Genomic DNA, 16904 nt, shown 5'->3' with positions numbered 1-16904 from the left:
TTCTATTTATTTTTTACAAATTTCAAAGAAAAGCTTTTGCTATAAAAAATAAACGCTATACTAAAACATAAGGAGGGTTAAAATGAAGACCCCATTAACAACACAAATGGAAGAAACGCTGTATTATTATATTAGAGAAAATGGTGCTGTAGTTGTCGAAGAAGTCACGATGCCTGAAGAACAAGGAATTGTTGATACGCTTAGCTGTCATTTAAACAACCAGCAACAATTCGAATGGCGCTGTTATGAACTAAAAGTGAGTAAATCTGATTTTCGCTCCAAAGCAAAACTTTCATTTATTGGCCATTATAATTATTTTGTTTTACCAGAAAATCTATACGCAATAGTGAGTGAAGAAATCCCTTCTCATATCGGGGCTTTAGTTTATCACCCTTACTTGTTAGATGATCTAGGTGCTCCTGGTTTTTTTACGACTGAGAAAAAGCCACAAAAACAATCTTTGCAGGTCAACGAACAGGAATTACTCTATCGTTTAATCACTTCACAGGCACGAGAAGTAAACAAAGCCAAACAAACAGCACGTGGTTTGCGAGTATTTGGGACAAAACAACTTTATCAAGAGTTGAAAAAACGTCAGCCTGAGTATGATTTGTTTGGAGGCGGTGTAAATTACTATGATCATTTTATTGAAGAAACACAAAATCAAACCGTAGAAGCGCTAAAAGAGGAACTAGAAGCAACCCGAACTGCATATTTTCAATTGGAACAACGCTTTTTTGAGGAGAGTGAATAATGTATTATCCTTATTTCAGAGGAAAGCAATTTGATCTATTAGCCTTGCGAGAACTGATAGAAAAAGGTTTATTATCTGAAAAAATTCAGCCTATCATTGAGCCCGTAAAAAAAACTGCTACTTTTCAAAAATTTTTATTAAGCGCTCAAAACTACCAACATCCTATTTATTTGATTCAAAATCCACAGTTAGGCGAGTTTAATACAGAAACAGGAAATATTAAATTAGAAACTTTTCCAGTAAGAAAAGCCAGTGTTGTTAGCCAGGCACTAGAAACAATGACGCAAAGGTCTGAAATGTTAATTATTGATCAGCCTTCCATTGCTTTAGCCAGTGATTGGGAAAATAATCAAAGAAAAGTATTAGTCCCACCTGAGTTTCGTTTGCTAAATAAAATAAAAGGGGACAAAATTCTTTCCTTAGATCATTTTACTCGCTTACCAAATCTTAATTTTTATCAAGAATGTCCTGATGAATTGTTTTCAACAGATTATTTAAACTACCAAAAAAGAGGGTTTGTAGGATTTAGTGATTTTTCAATCGATAATCGTATCTATTATGAGAGGGTCTATCCCTCTCCGATATTAAGTTTACATCTCGTTTATTTTTTTCAGGATACACTTCGCATCCACCATTTTCTATCGTCAGAAGAAGGAGTAACACAAAAAGAGAAATTTTTAGTATTAATGGAAGAAGTAAAGTCTTGGTGTCATCTCTTAAGCAGTGAACAACTCACTTTAGGGTTAACGATCTTGTTTGATTATGCTGATAAAGAAAAATTTCCTGGTATGGGAGTTATGCGTAAAGCTTCTGTCATGCATCATATGGAATTAATGAGCCGTTATTTGCAATAAGTATAGAAAAATGTTTCAGGCTTTTAAATTTACTTATGTAAACGTCGATGTTATATTGTAGGTGTATAATAAAAAGGGAGATGAAAGAAATGAGAAAGAGGAAAGCATTGCCATTTGTTACTTTATTCACTTCTGTGCTATTGTTAGGTGCTTGTAGTAATAATGAAAATGATCAACAAGAACAACAAGCAGGCAGTACAGCAGAAAGTACCGAAATGAGCCACATGGATGATTCTGGCCATCATATGGAAGATTCAAGTGGACACATGGATCACGGCAGTATGGAAATGGAGCACAACCGCAATGAAGATGAACCAGAAGATATGCAAGATGCAAGCAATCCGCAATATTCAGTGGGGGATAAAGTAGAGGTTACTGATGCGCATATGGATATTATGGAAGGTGTTACAGCGACCATTACTGGTGCTTATGATACCACCTTGTATCAAGTAACATTTACACCTGAAGATAGCGATGAACCGATGGAAGATCATAAATGGGTGGTAGCAGAAGAGATGGCCTCTGATGATGATAATGAAGATTATGAAGAAGGAGACGAGGTAACTCTTACTGCTGATCATATGGCAGGTATGCAAGGACAAAGCGCTGAAATCACTGGGGTTCATGAAGGACCAGCTTATATGATCGATTTTGAACCAGCAGACGGAAGTGAAAAATTTACCAACCATAAATGGGTGACAGAAGACGAGTTAGGACCAGCGGATGAAGAATAATAACCTAGTGAGTGAATGAAATGAATTATTTGTAGCGTTTTTTCTGATTTGTTAGAATATAAGTAGAGCTTAAAACAGCTTAATTTGAGCAAGGAAAAAATAACCATGGAAATATATGATAAATTATTTTATGACGGCAAATGGCAAGATGCACAATCCAATGATTATTCAGATGTTATTAATACGGCAAATGAAGAAGTGATTGCTAAGGTGGTCAAGGCCTCTCATAAAGATGTAGATCAAGCAGTCGCAGCTGCAAAAGCGGCTTTTGAACAATGGAATAATACTTCTCCTGAAACACGTGCGAAATATATTGAAAAAATCAAAAAGGGTATAGAAGATCGTCAAGACGAAATTGCTGATACAATGGTGCAAGAGTTAGGCGCTTCTAAAACATTTGCTCAAAATGGCCAAGTGCCACAATCATTAAATGAAATTCAAGGAACGTTAGATGAATTTAAAGACTTTAATTTTGAAGAAGAAGTCGATAATGCGACAATTATTAAAGAAGGTTATGGTGTAGTTGCTTGTGTGACACCTTGGAATTACCCAATGAACCAAATTCAACGTAAAATTACCCCCGCTTTACTTGCAGGAAATACCGTTGTGGTAAATCCGGCAACGAATACACCACTTACCGCAATTATCTATGCAGAAATTATTGAAGAAGCAGGATTACCAAAAGGCGTCTTCAATTTAGTAACGGGTAGCGGTAGTGATACAGGGGATTACTTGACCAAGCATCCAGATGTAGCTGTGGTCTCCTTTACTGGTTCAACAGCTGTCGGTAAGGGTCTATATGAAAATGCTGCAACTTCAGTGAAAAAATTAGTTCTTGAATTAGGCGGTAAATCTCCTATGGTTTATCTCAAAGGCGGCGATTTACAATTAGCTGTAAGATCAGCTGCAAGTACTGTTTTAGATAATCAAGGTCAAACTTGTTCGGCACTAACTCGCTTATTAGTTCCAAAAGATGAACTTGAAAGAACGAAAGAAGTTATCCAAGATTACTATAAGGATATTAAAGTAGGCGATCCAGCTGAAGATGATACACGAGTAGGACCTATGGTATCTGAAGATCAAATGAATACTGTTTTGGATTACATTCAAATAGGTATAGATGAAGGAGCAAATGTATTCCTTGGAGGCAATCGACTCAATCGCAAAGGATACTTTATTGAGCCAACTGTCTTTACAGATGTTACGAACGATATGACGATTGCCCAAGAAGAAATTTTCGGCCCCGTTTTAGTTGTTATCACTTATGATACACAAGAAGAAGCTGTTAAAATTGCTAATGATTCTTCTTATGGCTTATCCGGCGCTGTAGTAGGCCCTGAAAAAGAAGCGATGGATGTCGCTCGTCAACTAAGAACAGGTAATGTTACAGTTAATGGTGGTGCTCGTTCACCAAAAGCGCCATTTGGTGGATATAAACAATCAGGTATTGGTCGTGAAAACGGACTTTATGGTTTAGAAGATTATTTAGAAGTCAAAGCTTTATTTAAATAATTTCGTTAGCCGAAAATACGCTAAATAACATATTTATTGTTATTTAGCGTATTTTTCTTTTTTTTATATTACAAAAATGTAGTAAATAAAATAAAGAAATTATTTTATGGAAGGAAATGTATGAGTACGTTAGACAATAATAATGAATATGTCATTGTCGATGGCGGTATGGTTGCAGGTTATGCTGTAAACGGTATACGAAAAAAGGATATGAATGGTTCTATTCTTGTCGTTTCAAATGATGCAGATGTGCCTTAAGTAAAAAATTATGGTTAGACGATGAATTTACGGAAGAAAATATAAGGATCAGAGCAGAAGATCAACCCAATGTAACTTTCCGATTTAATATGACAGCGAATAAAATCGATTGCGATAATAAAGAGATTCAACTAGGCAATGATGTCGTTGTCCATTACGATCAATTGTTACTTGCCACAGGTGGTGAAACCAATGACAATTGACGGACCAGATGATCCGCATGTGATTATGATTAGAGGTTGGTCAGATTACCGCAAGTGTTTGTTAAAAGAAGCGATGGAACAATTGTATACTTCTAAAAGAAGAGCAATAGGTTGGCGTTTTAGTAGGGAATGTAGCAGTAGATTTAGACGATATCCGTGATTTATTAGCATATCCACCTGCTAATAAAGAGGATTTAGTTGGTTCGATCAAAGATTAGATCTCAGAAAGTCGCAGCAAAAAAAGAAAGTCTCTAGACAAACAAAAATTTTTTTGCTATAGTATAAAAGAACGCAAATAAAAAAACAGGTTGAGCGCAAGCTTTCAAGACATGTCTTCCAAGGGTGAGGAAGTCTTTGTTTGCTTACGCTTTTTTATGTTTTTATAAATGAACTAGAAAGGATGAAAAAAGTGAAGCTCTATCAACAACCAAAAGAGCAAGTTATGGAGGATTTTCAGGTTGATTTAGAAAATGGGTTAACTGATGAACAGGTAACGCAACAACGTGAAAAATACGGTGAGAATAAACTGCCTGAGAAAAAAGAAGATCCTTATTGGAAAGTTTTTCTTAAAAACTTTAAAGAACCTATCGTAATTGTATTAATGGGGGCAATTGTTTTGTCGCTATTAAATGCTTTTCATGATATTCAGATCCAAGGAAATATGGAAACTGGATATGAGTCCCTATACGAAGCAGCCGCTATTTTTATATTAATTATTATTAATGCCTTTCTAGGGTTTTGGCAGGAAATTAGTGCTCGTAAAAGTTTAAATGCTCTAAAAGAAATGAATAGCCGACATACTACGGTGTTACGTAACGGGAAATGGCAAACTATTCCGGTTAACGAAATGGTTGTAGGCGATGTTGTAAGTAACCAAGTCGGCGATTTTGTAGAAGCAGATATTCGTTGGTTGGACGTCAATGAACTTCAAGTGATTGAATCCCATTTAACTGGGGAGGCTGACGCGATCGAAAAAGACATGGAGGCTATCAGTGAAGACGTCGAACTTGGCGATCGGACTAATATGGGCTTTTCTGGTTCTACAGTTTCTAACGGCCAAGGGGTTGGTGTTGTTGTTGCGGCAGGCGCAAATACCGAATTAGGTAATATCGCGCAAATGATCGAATCTGTTGAAACAAAACCATCTCCACTTCAAAATACCGTTAATAGACTAACAAAAACTCTTATGGTAGTTTCTGGAATTATTGTCATCTTTACCATTATTGCAGGAATTATTCAAGCAGGTGAATTAAGCTTTGAATCGATTGGTTCCGTTCTTTCTACTTCGATCGCGCTGGCTGTTGCATCTATTCCAGATGCGTTACCAGCTGTTTTGTCAATCGTACTAACTATCGGTGCTAGTTCCATGGCTAAAAATAAAGGTTTAATCAAGTCATTAAACAGTGTGGAAACTTTAGGGGCGACTTCATATATTTGCTCTGATAAAACAGGGACCTTAACGAAAAATGAAATGACCGTTGTGCAATATTATGCTAATGGCCATAAATATGAAGTTAGTGGACTAGGGTATAATCCTAATGGTGAAATTAAAAATCAAGATAATGACGATCCAGTCGCTACATCAAAAGCCTTCTTATATGGCGCCGTATTATGTAATGATTCTTCCGTTCAAGAAAATGACAACGGAGAGTATACGCCTCTTGGAACGCCAACGGAAGTTGCTTTGACTGTATTAGGGAAGAAAGTAAATATTAGTCGTGAAAATTTACAACAAGACAAAGAAATTGTCCGCACACTACCATTTTCAAGTAGTCGAAAAATGATGAGTGTCGTTGTAAAAGAAAAAAGTGGTAAGTATACCTTATATATCAAAGGTGCCCCAGATGTTATGATCAATCGAAGCAGTGGCATTCTAAAAGACGGCGAAGTTGATCAAACAGAAGAAGAAAAAAATAACTTTATGTCTATCGTTGATGATTACGCTGATGATGCTTTACGTACATTGGCTGTTGGGCAAAAAGAGATTACCGAAGATGAAGCAATGAATGGTACAACAGACACATTAGAACACTCTTTCGTATTAACTGGGGTTGCAGGAATTATTGACCCATCACGTGAAGAAGTGAAAGTATCTGTGCAAACCTTGCATAATGCTAACGTTGAAGTAGTTATGATTACAGGAGACCACGAGAAAACAGCTCGAGCTATTGCCTATGATTTAGGTATTGTTGATAGTAAATCTGCTCCTGTTGTTAAGGGCGTGGAAATTGAAAAAATGTCCGACGACGAATTGTATGAAACCGTAAAAGAAACAAATGTTTATGCTCGTGTATCGCCAGAACACAAACAACGTATTGTTATACAATTACAAAATTATGGTCAAATTACCGCTATGACGGGTGATGGTGTAAATGACGCTCCTGCATTGCGTGTCGCAGATATTGGTATTGCAATGGGTGTTGCCGGAACAGAAGTAACGAAAGATTCGGCAGACTTGGTTCTATTAGACGATAAATTTACTACCATTGAAAATGCCGTTAAAAGTGGTCGTACCATTTATGGTAATATTAAAAACTTCATTCGTCACGAATTGACAACCAACGTAGCTGAAGTGTTATCTATATTGATTGGTTTACTATTTTTCACTCAAACCATTGGCAATGTACCTGGAGCTACACCTACGCTATCAGCTTTGATGGTTTTATGGGTGAACATGATCAGTGACGCCGTTCCGTCCTTTTCTCTAGGTTATGACGTTCCCGAAGCAAATATCATGGAAGAATCTCCACGTGATCCGAACGAATCTGTATTAGCTAACTATACTTGGTCTCGTGTATTAATTCGTGGTTTCTTTATGGGATTATTGGTATTTATAGCATTCCTTTGGGCTGCGCATCAAGGAATGGGAAGTAGCCAAGCACAAACAGTCGCTTTCTTAACCTTAGTTTATGGTCAACTGTGGCACGTTTTTGATGCTCGTAGTACGAGAACTTTATTTGAACGTAGTCCATTTGAAAATAAATACTTGGTAGCTGCTGTATTGTTTGCTGGAATTACTTCTTTCTTAGTAACAATTATCCCATTCTTTAATACAGTTATGGGAACAGCACCACTTGATGGATACGTTTATCTAATGGTTTTATTTATTCCTGCAATACCTACACTTATTTTGTCAGGAATCAAAGAACTATTTGGCGTAAAGATTTGGTAAAAAAGTTTGCTAAAAAGCATGCGGTGACTAAAATCACTGCATGCTTTTTATTTATAAATAAATAACGAATACGTTTTTAAAAGGTGATATTAATATTAGGATCGTTATAAACAGCTTTTTTCCAAAGGTGTATGAGACACTTTATAAATAAAATTCGTTTTTAAAAGTTGTTGACAGTAGAAATAAAAACTTTGATAATATAATTGTTAAAAAAAAGAGTGGAGGAGATTTTTATATGGAAAAAGACCCTATGGCTAAAAATGGATTAGATTCTTATCAAAGTAGTCGCAATCAAAATGTTGGTAATAATCCAGAACTACAAACAAATGCTGGAGCTCCAGTTTTCAACAATGACAATACGATGACAGCTGGAGAACGTGGTCCTAGTATGCTACAAGACGTTTAGTTACTCGAAAAACTTGCTGATTTTAACCGTGAAGTGATTCCTGAACGTCGTATGCATGCCAAAGGATCGGGTGCCTTTGGAACTTTTACAGTGACACATGATATTACTAAGTATACCAAAGCTAAAATATTTTCTGAAATTGGTAAACAAACGGAAATGTTTGCTCGTTTTTCTACAGTTGCCGGAGAACGTGGTGCTGCAGATGCTGAACGAGACATCCGTGGTTTCGCATTAAAATTCTATACAGAAGAAGGAAATTGGGATTTAGTTGGCAATAATACTCCTGTGTTTTTCCACCGAGATCCAAAGCACTTTATTGACTTGAATCGTGCGATTAAAAGAGACCCTAGAACAAATATGAGAAGTCCTAACAATAACTGGGATTTTTGGACGTCATTACCTGAGTCATTACACCAAGTAACCATTACCATGAGTGATCGAGGAATACCCTCTTCTTACCGCTTTATGCACGGGTTTAGTTCTCATGCTTATAGCTTGATTAATGCAGATAATGAACGAGTTTGGGTAAAATTTTATTTCCGTTCTCAACAAGGAATACAGAACTTAACCGATCAAGAAGCAGATATTGTTAACGCAAATACTCGTGAATCCCATCAAGCAGATCTATACAATGCCATTGAAGAAGGAAAATATCCTAAGTGGAAAATGTACATCCAAGTGATGACCCAAGAAGAAGCGAATCAATTAGACTATAATCCTTTTGATTTAACAAAAGTTTGGTACAAAGAAGATTTCCCTCTAATGGAAGTTGGAGAATTTGAATTAAATAAAAATCCAGATAATTACTTCCAGGATGTGGAAGAAGCATCATTCAACCCGGCAGCACAAGTACCGGGGATTGGCATTTCGCCAGATCGTATGCTACAAACTCGCGTCTTTGCTTATCAAGATGCCGCACGCTATCGGATTGGTGTAAATCATCATCAAATTCCGGTTAATGCTCCGCGAGGTGTAAAAAATCCTCATCCTTATAGTCGCGATGGACAAGGACGGATGGACGGAAATCTTGGTAGTGAAGTTCATTATACCCCTAATAGTTACGGAAATTATACAGATCATAAATTTATGGAAGAACCAACAATGCAAGGTGGAGATGTAAAAAATTATGACTTTAGAGAAGATGATCATGATTATTATACCCAGCCTGGCATGCTTTTCCGCCGTATGACAGAGGAACAACAACTTGTATTATTTGAAAACACGGCTCGTAATATGGGAGATAGTACCTTACAAATTAAACACCGCCATATCAATAATTGCTATCAAGCAGATCCAAACTATGGGGCAGGTGTGGCTAAAGCATTGGGAATCGATCTCAAAGATGTTGATTTAACACCGACACCTCGTGATTCAGAAGAAGCTAACGACAAAGCAAATGCTAGAGGTCACAAAGATTTGAATGTACCCACAGAGCCTGCTATGCCGGAAACTGCAAAAGATTTAGGACCTGAAGGACGCGATACTAACGTAGAAGATCCTTTCTATTTGACTGATCCTATGAACGATCCATTTTTATTATAATGTGAAATAATTTTTGCAAGAGTATAGGCTGCTAATAAAATAGCGCCTATACTCTTTTAGTTTTACTAACTATTATAATGCATAATTTTTTATCTTTATGTACTTTTTTATTACAATAGAAATAGAAACATTAAAGAGAAAATCAGGAGGGTTAAAATGAGTCAATTACAAAATAACAATAGCTATGAATATGTGATTGTTGGTGGCGGTATGGTTGCAGGTTACGCAGTTAAAGGTATACGTCAAGAAGATACAGATGGTTCTATCCTACTTGTCTCAAAAGACGCGGATGTTCCTTATGAACGTCCTGCTTTAAGTAAGAAATTATGGTTAGATGATGAATTTACAGAAGAAGATATTCGAGTAGGCGCAGAAGATTATCCTAATGTTAGTTTTAAATTTAATACAACAGTAAACAAAATCGATCGAGAAAATAAGAGTATACAGTTAGGTGACGATAGCGTCGTTTATTATAATAAATTATTACTAGCAACTGGAGGCGAACCGATAACTATTGATGGAGCAGACGATAATCATGTAATTGTCTTTAGAGACTGGTCCGATTATCGTAAATTGCGTCAATTTAGCGGAAATAATAGACACGTTATTCTTATTGGTGGCGGCTATATTGGAAGTGAAATTGCAGCCGCACTGGCACAAAATGATACACAAGTGACAATGGTCTATCTGGAAAATACTTTAGGTGAAAATCAATTTCCAGAAGAAATTACTGCTGAATATGAAGGTACTTTTAAAAAGAACGGCGTTGAACTAATTAGTGGTAAAAAAGCTGAATCCTATCAACGTGATGGCGAGCAATTGGTGGTTACCTTAGATGATGGTTCACAAATCAAGGGAGATACCATCGTCGTAGGTTTAGGCGTCTCACCAAGAATTGAACTTGCAAAAGCAAGTAGATTAAAATTAGATGGAGATGGCGTTGAAGTAGATGAATATCTACAAACTAGTGATTCTGCTATCTGGTCAGCTGGAGATATTGCTTATTACCCTGATAAAATCTTAGGCTATCAAAGAATTGAACACGTAGACCATGCGAGAAATTCCGGTGAGCAAGTAGGCAGAAATATGGCAGGTGCGCATGAGGCTTATACGCATACCCCTTATTTCTACTCCAATATATTTAATATTTCATGGCAGGCAATCGGTACAATGGATCCAACATTGCCGCAAATCTTTGATAAAAGAGAAAATGGAACGATTGTTTACTTCTTGAAAGATGACCAACTTGTAGGTGTTTTAGTTTGGAATGTTAATGTAGATTTAGATGATGTACGAAATCTATTAGCAAATCCTCCTGCTGATAATGATCAATTGCTTGGATCTATTAAAGAAAAAGCTTAAGAACAAAGGACACAAACAGTTTATCCATTTTTTATTGGATAAGCTGTTTTTTTATCAAAATAAATTGAATGAATAACTTTAAATAATGAAGCTATTGGTTATTAGAAAAGAAATAATTATCATGTTATGATTTAAAGAAGAACAAACTTAGTGGAGGTATAACGAATGAAAATTGTCATTTTAGATGGGTACTCTTTAAATCCTGGCGACATTGATTGGGAACCATTAAAAGAAATAGGCGAATGTGAAATATATGATAGAACGTCATTTACTGATAAAAAAGAAAGCTTGCAACGAATTGGTGATGCGCGGATTGTTTTGACGAATAAAACACCTTTGGATGAAGAGGTCCTTAATGCTGCACCTAATTTAGAGTATATAGGTATCTTAGCTACTGGTTACAATATTATCGATATTGATGCAGCAGCTAAAGCTGGAATTACAGTAACGAATGTTCCAGCATACGGGACAGAGGCGGTCGCTCAATTCACGTTTGCTTTGTTGTTGGAAATCACAAGTCAAGTCGGTTTACACAATCGTCTGGTACATGAAGGACAATGGTCGAGCAATCCTGATTTTAGTTTTTTTGCCACACCGCTGACAGAACTACAAGGAAAAACGCTAGGGCTTGTTGGCTTCGGACGAATTGCTCAAAAAGTGGCTGAAATTGGTCATGCATTTGGCATGAAAGTCATCTTTTATAACCATCGCCCTAAAAATGTTAAAGCTGAATGGTTACAACAAGTGAGCCTAAATGAACTATTAAGCCAGTCTGATGTCGTTAGCTTGCATGTACCGCAGACTCCTGATACAAAAGAGTTGATCAACAGCTCCTCACTGCAAAAAATGAAAAATACTGGGATTTTGATTAATACTGCGCGTGGTGGTTTGATTAATGAAGCAGACCTTGCTGAAGCCTTGAACAACGAACAACTTGCCGTAGCAGCCATGGACGTAGCTCAACAGGAGCCCATCAATGAAGATAGCCCTTTACTAGCAGCTAAGAATTGTTACATTACACCACACATAGCCTGGGCACCACAAGAAACAAGAAAACGATTATTAGATATTGTCGCTAGTAATTTAACAGAATTTCTAGCAGGTCGAAAGCAAAATACAGTGACTAGTTAAGAAATAACTTTAAATCACCAAGAAAGTTGAAGTACTTTCTTGGTGATTTTTATTGAATTTTTAATTGAATTATCAACATTTTTATTGTAATGTAGTCATTAAATTAAGTTTTGGTGATAGTAAGTAGAGGAGTGAATTTTGTGTTTCAAAAAAGAAAAGAGGTCTCTTTTAAGCAAGTTTTTTGGACAAGTACATTTCTAATAATGATTTATTTTCTTTTTCAACCATTTCATTGGATAAACTTAATAGAAGCATTATTTATCTTATTAGTTATCATTCCAACTGTTTATTATTTTAGTAACAGCCATAGTTTTAAAGCCATTTCTTTTGAAAATGAAACATATTTTGCTGGTGTTAGTACTTTTTTTATTTTGTTAACCACTGTATTGACCATTTTAATTACGGTGTTAATTAGTGCTTTTGCTCCTAATTTACTTTGATAAAATAGAATAAGGCGAGGAAAGGTAGGAATGTCTTATGTCTTTAGAACGGGTAAAAAATTATTTTTCAACACTAGGTTTAGAAAAACGAGTGAAAGTTTTGAACGGGTCTAGTGCTACGGTAGAACAAGCAGCTCAAACATTAGGTTGCAAGCCTGAAAAAATCGCTAAAACAATGTCGTTTTCATTAAACGAAAGTCAAAATATTCTTATCGTGATGCCAGGAGATGCGAGAGTCGATAATAAAAAATATAAGTCCTTTTTTGGCAAAAGAGCAAAAATGATTCCCAAAGAATTTGTCGAAGAAGCTATTGGACATTCACCTGGAGGCGTCTGTCCTTTTGCGATAAATGATGACATAGATGTGTATTTAGATAGATCACTAGAAAATTTTGACTGGATTTATCCCGCGGCAGGAGATAGTCAAAGTGCAGTGAAGCTAACACCTGAGGAACTAGAAAATTATTCATCGGCTAAAGAATGGATTGACGTAGCAAAAGAGCAGTAAAAGGGGATAGAATGGAAATTATTCGATACGAAGAACGTTTTAAGCAAGATTTTATTGAAATGAACAAAGATTGGATTCAAGAATATTTCACCCTTGAAGCGCATGACTTAGAGCAGTTAAACGATATTGATAAATTAATGTCTGATGGCGCTATGATATACTTTGCAATTGAAAACGAAAAAGTATTATCAACATGTATGACCGCTCCTATAAAAAATGATACTTGGGAAATTTGTAAATTTGCAACTAATAAAAATGCTCAAGGTAAAGGCGCTGGAAAGGCCGTTTTTAAAGCCGCTTTAGACTACGCCATTAAAAAAGAAGCAAAAAAGGTGGTTATTTACTCAAATCATTCTTTAAAACCTGCATTACATATCTATCATTCTTTTGGTTTTAAAGAAGTTCCAGTGGATATTGATGATTATGATCGTTGTAATTATCAAGCAGAGTTAGTTGTTGGAAATTAAAAAAATAGAGAGCATCAGAACATAGATAAAATTGAAAAAAGTTTATCTATGTTTCAATTTGTAATCGCTTGTAATATAATCGATTTGAGGTGATGAATTTGAATAAAAAATCAAAAGAACGTAAAGTGATACAAGCTCGATTAGATAAAGAATTAGTTGATAAAGCAGAAGAAATTTTCAAAGATATAGGAATTGATCGTTCGACTGCGCTTAGGATTTTTTATCGACAAGTTGTTTGGAATAATGGTTTGCCTTTTGAACTGAATCGTCCAGAGATTCCAAATGAAGAAACCATTAAAGCATTAAATGAGGATTTAACTAATGCAAAGAGGTATACAGATGTTGATGAATTGTTTAAAGATATTCTAGAAGATTAATTTATAAAAAAGTAATTTATTAATTTCAAAAGAATTAGTTTAAAGCAAAAGGTAGTATTTGTTGTTCGCGGCGACTATTTTAAAATTTATATTCTAGTTTACATAATATATATTATACAAAGTTATAACTGAAGATTAACTTTATATTTGAAATAAATCATTTAACTTTTTACAACTTACTTTTTGTTTTTACGTCCCTTTTATTTACTTTTTTTGTCTTTAACTTTGATTTGTGCAATTATATGGCATATTTATTATTCTCGTTTATTTTTTCCATATAATAGTTTTTGAGTTGTTGTCCTCTTAAATTTACAATATTAGTTCTAATAACCTCATAGCTACATGCTATAAAAAATGGTTTTGCTGTAACTGAAGCAAAAGTTGAGAATTTTCTGCTCTGGATGCTTTTTTCCAGATAACTAATCAGCTTACTAGCTATGGTCTGATTTTGAAAATCCTTGTGCACGAAAATTGATCTAAATAGCCCTTGTTATCCATATCGGCAAAACCAATGATTTTATTATTCCAATCATTGACCATAACGACTGCTGAATAGTCTTTTAAAGAAGCTTTCCATGAATATTCATCTATAGACGACCAGGCAGCTAATTGTTCTTTATTGTAATCGTTTTTATTCACTTCTTGAATTGTTTGTTTGATCATTTTAATTGTCTCTTTTTTATCAGAAAAAGTATAATCTCGAATATACATGATAACCTCCAAATCAAAATATTATTCTACTATATCAAGCAAAGTTGGCAAATGAAAAGCTATAATTTCCATAAGGAAATTGCTGTCTTTTTACGATAATTTCTGGCACCACTTTCAAAAATTGCATATAAATGGGCATCATAGACTGCGATTTGTTCCAAATAAGGCGGTGTCTTGATGATCTTTAAAGCTGTTTTGCTGTTTAATTTACCACTAGAAAGCTGTTCATTTGAAAAAATATAAATTTTAGAGCTAACGGGTCCAAAAGATTGAGATATTAAACAATATTCTTTATAAAAAGCCATGGATTGAGCTCTTTTAGGAATATCAATTGTTTCGTCCAGGTTGTCATTGTTAGTAAAGTCCTCCTCTTTTTCAAATGTCATTTTTATAACCACACCATTTTTTGTTTTATCGAAAGTTCCTGCAAAGAAAGAATTTTCTTTTATTGTGATAAAAGAAGCTTGAGGAATCGTGGGAAAATTAACGCTATGATAATAAGGGATAATTTCAGAATTTGGCATATACTGATAGTTCAATATATCATCTTTGAGAATGGCAGAAACTCGTCCGTGATTTTTTGCAGCAGAACAAACCCATAAGCATTGCCGATTCTTATCATAAACAAGTCCTCCTGCATGTGTCCGATCTTTTAAAACCATTGTTTTTGGCGGGTCGTTTTCTTTTTTATCAAGCATAAAAATAACAGAGTGATGTTCATGACTGTAACAATAAGCAGAAATAAATATGTGATTTTCAGTTACAGCTAACCCTTGCGGCGTTATATCATAACAATCATCCAGTTTTTTACTGTCAGTTTCCAGCGTTTGTGTTTTAAATAAACCGGGAATTGAAAAAGTCATAGGATCTAATGTTGTTTTTTTAAATGCTTTATATAAATCCGGATACCGTTTTAAAATATCTAGCAAAATATTGGAAGAATCCTTTTTTAAAAAGCGGATTTTTTCGGTATAAAATAGAATAAACGCTAAAAAAAATAACAGAATGATGTTTATTAAGACAAATATCACTTTACCTACCTCCCCTTTCTTTTAAATTATAACGTAAAAGGAAAAAAAGAAAAGCGCCTGATAAAATGACAAATGTTTGTTTCCCTTTGCAAAATACGTTAGACTAAAAGTGTAAGGATATTATTACTAAGGAGGAATATTGAAAATGTCATTCAAAGAAATTCCTGAAACAAAAGTAAAGTTAAAGGAAGTAAAAGATTTATATAATGCTGGTTACGAGGTCTTAAGCGAGTTACGTAATGAAGTTAACGCTCCAGTTGTTAAAGCTTCTCTTTTAAATCAAGAAATTATCGCTGTTTACGGACAAAATGCGGCTAAAAAATTCTATGACGCTGATAACTTTAAACGTGATAGTGCTATGCCTACGCCTATTTTAAAAACACTTCAAGGTGAAGGCGGTGTGCAAACATTAGATGGCCAGCAACATTATAAACGTAAAAGTATTTTTATGGACTTAATGACACCTGATCGAATGGAAGATTATCGAAAGATTTTAGAAGAAACATTAAAAGAAACATTAGATGCTCAAACAGGAAAATTTGAGTTATATCATTTGACAAAAAACGTGCTTTTTAAAGCGATTTGTAAATGGGCTGGTGTTAATTTAGGAAATTATACCACAGAAGAAATTGATGAATTAGCAGATACACAAGTGAACATGTTTGAAGGTACAGTAAATTCAGTAAGTGATCACTTACAAGGCTTAGAAGGACGTAAAAAAGCTGAGAAATGGGCGCAAGAATTGCTGGCTGATGCTCGTGAAAACCCAGTTCCTGGAAAAGAAAATGTGGCTTTATACGCTTTTGCTGACGCTCGCGGTGTTGATGGAGAGTTATTACCTCTAAACATTGCTGCAGTAGATTTTCTAAACATCATTCGTCCAACTGTTGCTATTACAGTTTGGGTAAACCTGATGGGACATGCTTTATTTGGTCCTAATAATGTCTATAAAGAACTAAAACAAAATTTTGATCACTTACAAGATTCCTTTATCCAAGAGTTAAGACGTTATTATCCATTTTTCCCAATGGTTCCTGCTATTAGTACAAGGGATGTTGATATTGACGGCTATCTGGTTCCTGAAGGCAGCTGGGTTGTTTTAGATCTTTATGGAACCAATCACGATGGACGTTCGATAGATAATCCGGATTCTTTTGTAATAGACCGTTATGTAGGACGAACAAAAGAGATCTCTTATGATGAAGAATATGAAATGATCGCTCAAGGTGGCGGCGACTTTCGAGCAATGCACCGTTGTGCTGGAGAATGGATTACGTTGCACACATTACGGGTATTTAGCGATAATTTAGTTAACCATTATGAGTTTTCGGTTCCTGAACAAGACTGGACAGTTCCAATGAATAAATTCCCTACTTTCCCAGAAGATAAAGTTTTATTGTTTAAAAATGAATAAACTACAAACAAAACGCACAGAATGCTAC

The 16904-nt window shown here is 35.2% G+C and carries 17 protein-coding genes, 2 pseudogenes and 1 other annotated feature; of the genes and pseudogenes, 16 read left to right on the top strand and 3 right to left on the bottom strand.

All coding sequences use genetic code 11. The annotated features are described in order from the left end of the window. Nucleotides 1-82: 82 nt before the first annotated feature. From C7K42_RS02265 to C7K42_RS02205, 15 genes and pseudogenes are all read left to right on the top strand, one after another. Complete coding sequence (locus C7K42_RS02265) at nt 83-754, top strand: hypothetical protein (protein ID WP_014124805.1); 672 nt, start codon at nt 83-85, stop codon at nt 752-754. Further along, nucleotides 754-1608: a sce7725 family protein gene (locus C7K42_RS02260; RefSeq protein ID WP_014124804.1), complete on the top strand. Its 855-nt coding sequence runs from the start codon at nt 754-756 to the stop codon at nt 1606-1608. The genes C7K42_RS02265 and C7K42_RS02260 overlap by 1 nt, the downstream gene beginning before the upstream one ends. An 89-nt stretch (nt 1609-1697) precedes the next feature. Further along, a complete protein-coding gene (locus tag C7K42_RS02255) occupies nt 1698-2342 on the top strand; it encodes a YdhK family protein (protein ID WP_069028937.1) in 645 nt (214 codons plus the stop codon). 105 nt (nt 2343-2447) lie between these two features. After that, the gene (locus tag C7K42_RS02250) at nt 2448-3854 is read left to right on the top strand and encodes an aldehyde dehydrogenase family protein (RefSeq protein WP_103099537.1); all 1407 of its coding nucleotides are present in this window, start codon (nt 2448-2450) and stop codon (nt 3852-3854) included. A 120-nt stretch (nt 3855-3974) separates the two neighbouring features. Further along, a pseudogene (locus tag C7K42_RS13015) lies at nt 3975-4370 on the top strand (FAD-dependent oxidoreductase); the annotation flags it as partial. Nucleotides 4371-4621: 251 nt separating this feature from the next. Further along, nucleotides 4622-4667: a sequence feature (sodium ion sensor (DUF1646 type); this cis-regulatory element may regulate processes involved in with the transportation of sodium ions), on the top strand. A 57-nt stretch (nt 4668-4724) separates the two neighbouring features. Next, the gene (locus C7K42_RS02240; RefSeq protein ID WP_103083522.1) at nt 4725-7487 is read left to right on the top strand and encodes a cation-translocating P-type ATPase; all 2763 of its coding nucleotides are present in this window, start codon (nt 4725-4727) and stop codon (nt 7485-7487) included. 235 nt (nt 7488-7722) lie between these two features. Beyond that, complete coding sequence (locus C7K42_RS13445; protein ID WP_307718636.1) at nt 7723-7893, top strand: hypothetical protein; 171 nt, start codon at nt 7723-7725, stop codon at nt 7891-7893. A 12-nt stretch (nt 7894-7905) separates the two neighbouring features. Next, nucleotides 7906-8946 (top strand): annotated as a pseudogene (locus C7K42_RS02235) (catalase); the annotation flags it as partial. A gap of 33 nt (nt 8947-8979) precedes the next feature. Next, nucleotides 8980-9435 (top strand): catalase-related domain-containing protein, encoded by a 456-nt coding sequence (locus C7K42_RS13440; protein ID WP_307718638.1) that lies wholly within the window; start codon nt 8980-8982, stop codon nt 9433-9435. Between the two features lie 156 nt (nt 9436-9591). Further along, on the top strand, nt 9592-10797 hold the full coding sequence (locus C7K42_RS02230; RefSeq protein ID WP_061840232.1) for an NAD(P)/FAD-dependent oxidoreductase: 1206 nt from the start codon (nt 9592-9594) through the stop codon (nt 10795-10797). A gap of 165 nt (nt 10798-10962) precedes the next feature. Further along, nucleotides 10963-11928 carry a D-2-hydroxyacid dehydrogenase gene (locus C7K42_RS02225; protein WP_103083521.1) on the top strand — a complete coding sequence of 322 codons (966 nt, stop codon included), beginning with the start codon at nt 10963-10965 and terminating at the stop codon, nt 11926-11928. Between the two features lie 140 nt (nt 11929-12068). Further along, nucleotides 12069-12368 (top strand): hypothetical protein, encoded by a 300-nt coding sequence (locus C7K42_RS02220; protein ID WP_014124792.1) that lies wholly within the window; start codon nt 12069-12071, stop codon nt 12366-12368. A gap of 37 nt (nt 12369-12405) precedes the next feature. Then, nucleotides 12406-12876, top strand: coding sequence for a YbaK/EbsC family protein (locus tag C7K42_RS02215; RefSeq protein ID WP_103099539.1), 471 nt, complete (start codon nt 12406-12408; stop codon nt 12874-12876). An 11-nt stretch (nt 12877-12887) separates the two neighbouring features. After that, nucleotides 12888-13343 carry a GNAT family N-acetyltransferase gene (locus tag C7K42_RS02210; protein WP_014124790.1) on the top strand — a complete coding sequence of 152 codons (456 nt, stop codon included), beginning with the start codon at nt 12888-12890 and terminating at the stop codon, nt 13341-13343. A 125-nt stretch (nt 13344-13468) separates the two neighbouring features. After that, on the top strand, nt 13469-13720 hold the full coding sequence (locus C7K42_RS02205; protein ID WP_041591960.1) for a type II toxin-antitoxin system RelB/DinJ family antitoxin: 252 nt from the start codon (nt 13469-13471) through the stop codon (nt 13718-13720). Between the two features lie 238 nt (nt 13721-13958). Here the strand turns inward: C7K42_RS02205 and C7K42_RS13435 are convergent, their stop codons facing one another. Genes C7K42_RS13435 through C7K42_RS02190 form a run of 3 tightly spaced genes read right to left on the bottom strand, consistent with a single transcriptional unit; the run spans nt 13959 to nt 15462 of the window. After that, nucleotides 13959-14186, bottom strand: a complete 228-nt coding sequence (locus tag C7K42_RS13435) for a GNAT family protein (RefSeq protein ID WP_157728004.1) — start codon at nt 14184-14186, stop codon at nt 13959-13961. Further along, nucleotides 14156-14431 (bottom strand): GNAT family protein, encoded by a 276-nt coding sequence (locus C7K42_RS02195; RefSeq protein ID WP_061840227.1) that lies wholly within the window; start codon nt 14429-14431, stop codon nt 14156-14158. Before C7K42_RS02195 ends, C7K42_RS13435 begins: the two co-directional genes overlap by 31 nt. A 59-nt stretch (nt 14432-14490) precedes the next feature. Then, on the bottom strand, nt 14491-15462 hold the full coding sequence (locus C7K42_RS02190; RefSeq protein WP_014124786.1) for a hypothetical protein: 972 nt from the start codon (nt 15460-15462) through the stop codon (nt 14491-14493). Nucleotides 15463-15607: 145 nt separating this feature from the next. Between C7K42_RS02190 and C7K42_RS02185 the strand changes: the two genes are divergently transcribed. Further along, nucleotides 15608-16876, top strand: a complete 1269-nt coding sequence (locus tag C7K42_RS02185) for a cytochrome P450 (RefSeq protein ID WP_014124785.1) — start codon at nt 15608-15610, stop codon at nt 16874-16876. Nucleotides 16877-16904 lie beyond the last annotated feature (28 nt).

Source organism: Tetragenococcus halophilus subsp. halophilus DSM 20339 (assembly GCF_003841405.1).
Classification (GTDB): domain Bacteria; phylum Bacillota; class Bacilli; order Lactobacillales; family Enterococcaceae; genus Tetragenococcus; species Tetragenococcus halophilus.
The sequence above is the reverse complement of the archived record's forward strand: the minus strand, read 5'-3'. Positions and strand labels throughout refer to the sequence as shown.